The 1,730-nt window shown below is 37.5% G+C and carries 2 protein-coding genes; one reads left to right on the top strand and one right to left on the bottom strand.

Annotated features, from left to right (window positions below):
- Positions 1-172: 172 nt before the first annotated feature.
- On the top strand, positions 173-1,009 hold the full coding sequence (gene thyX, locus B4C08_RS02050; RefSeq protein WP_296662369.1) for an FAD-dependent thymidylate synthase: 837 nt from the start codon (positions 173-175) through the stop codon (positions 1,007-1,009).
- Positions 1,010-1,055: 46 nt separating this feature from the next.
- Here thyX and B4C08_RS02045 read toward each other — a convergent pair whose 3' ends face one another.
- Positions 1,056-1,595, bottom strand: coding sequence for a DUF308 domain-containing protein (locus B4C08_RS02045; RefSeq protein WP_296662367.1), 540 nt, complete (start codon positions 1,593-1,595; stop codon positions 1,056-1,058).
- Between the last annotated feature and the right edge of the window lie 135 nt (positions 1,596-1,730).

The following is a 1,730-nucleotide window of genomic DNA, read 5'->3' as shown; positions in this document are numbered from 1 at the left end:
ATATATTGCAATCATTTAGAGATTGCTAACTGAGTTTGCCATGCAAACATCGCAGTTCAAGCACGACAATGACATTTAGAACTTATTAGACAGCCCATCTATTGGAATGTTATAGCAGATTCCCGTGTCATAAGCACGAGAATGACACTTTATTTAATAAAAAGAGGTATTTATGGCACATTGCATTGTTCCTGCCGCAGAAGAAATTTTGGACAAGGAATTTCAAGTTTTAGACAAAGGCTTTGTCCGTCTGGTTGACTATTATGGCAGCGACTCAAGAATCGTACAGGCGGCCCGTGTTTCCTATGGCGAAGGAACAAAAACTGTAAGCCAGGACGGAGCGTTAATAGATTATCTTTTGCGCCACCAGCACACTTCTCCTTTTGAGCAGGTTGTTTTTACATTCCACTTGAAAATGCCGATTTTTGTAGCGCGCCAGTGGGTTCGGCATAGAATGGGCAGAATGAATGAAGTTTCCGGCAGATACAGCATTATGAAAGATGAATTTTATGTTCCGGAAAATTCGTGCATTTCAAAGCAGTCAACAAATAACAAGCAAGGCCGCGGAGAAGCTTTTGAAGAGCAGCAGGCAAAAGAATTTCAGGCTGAATTTATTGAAGGCCAGCAAAAAGCCTACGAAGTTTACAAAGACATGGTTGAAAAAGGAATTGCAAGGGAAATTGCCCGCATAAATCTTCCGCTCGCATTGTACACGGAATTTTACTGGCAAATGGATTTGCATAATTTGTTCCACTTTTTAAAGCTCAGGCTCGACAGCCATGCCCAGTATGAAATCCGCTTGTACGCAGAAAAAATTCTTGAGATTATAAAAACTGTTTGTCCAATGGCAGTAAGTTCATTTGAAAATACAATGGAAAAAGCGGTTTCGTTTAATGGCGAAGAAATGGAAGCTTTGCGCAAAATTTTGAACGGAGAAGAAAATCCTATTCAGGACGAAAAGAAACTGAAAAGGTTCAACGAAAAAATCAAGACAGGCGTTCAGCTTTAAAAGAAAAAGGCTGTTCAAAATTTCATTGAGCAGCCTTTTCAAAAATCTATTCTATTATTTCTGCTTCGACTTCAGTTGGAGAATATTTCCATTCCCTAAATGCGAATATTATTCCAGAAACTAAAATTAGAACTCCAGCGGCTCTTACAAGTTTTACGCCAAAGTCAGCAGGAAGCATAAAAAGCAAAACCGCAATAAAAATTGAGCAAATGGCTTCTGTTATAAACGGAGCGGAATTTTCTGTTCCGCCAACCAAAATGAATTGTGCAATCGCCGACAAAAGCAAAAACACAGCCTGAATATAAAGAAAAATCCGCACAATTTTTTGAATCATGCTGAAAAATGCGAACGGAAGAATTACTGCGAGAATTCCAACTAAAATTCCTGCAATGCTTTTTATAATTAAAGTGCGTTCAAAATAAGGCGCAAACGAAAATTTTTTCACTTTTAAAATAGAATTGATTCCGTTTACAATTGCGCCGATTCCAATAAGGATTACAATTGCCTCTATGCTTGACCGCGGATTTATAACAGCCAAAAGTCCGACAACTGCGCTTAGGATTCCTAAAAAAATTCTTGGATTCATGCTCCCTCCGAATGAAAATGTTACTTGAATTATAGCATTTATTTATAATTTGCAAAATAGCAAAACTGCTTTTATAATAGAAGAATGAAGTTTGTTCAGAATTTAATTGAATATTACGATGAGCTTTTTAAAGTT

Source organism: Treponema sp. UBA753 (assembly GCF_002297325.1).
In the GTDB taxonomy this organism is placed as follows: domain Bacteria; phylum Spirochaetota; class Spirochaetia; order Treponematales; family Treponemataceae; genus Treponema_D.
This window is presented reverse-complemented; position numbering and strand designations above follow the sequence as displayed.

Bases quoted from the DNA above. Each gene is read 5' to 3' on its own strand.
- thyX (WP_296662369.1), top strand. From the start codon at position 173: ATGGCACATTGCATTGTTCCTGCCGCAGAAGAAATTTTGGACAAGGAA.
- B4C08_RS02045 (WP_296662367.1), bottom strand. From the start codon at position 1,595: ATGAATCCAAGAATTTTTTTAGGAATCCTAAGCGCAGTTGTCGGACTT.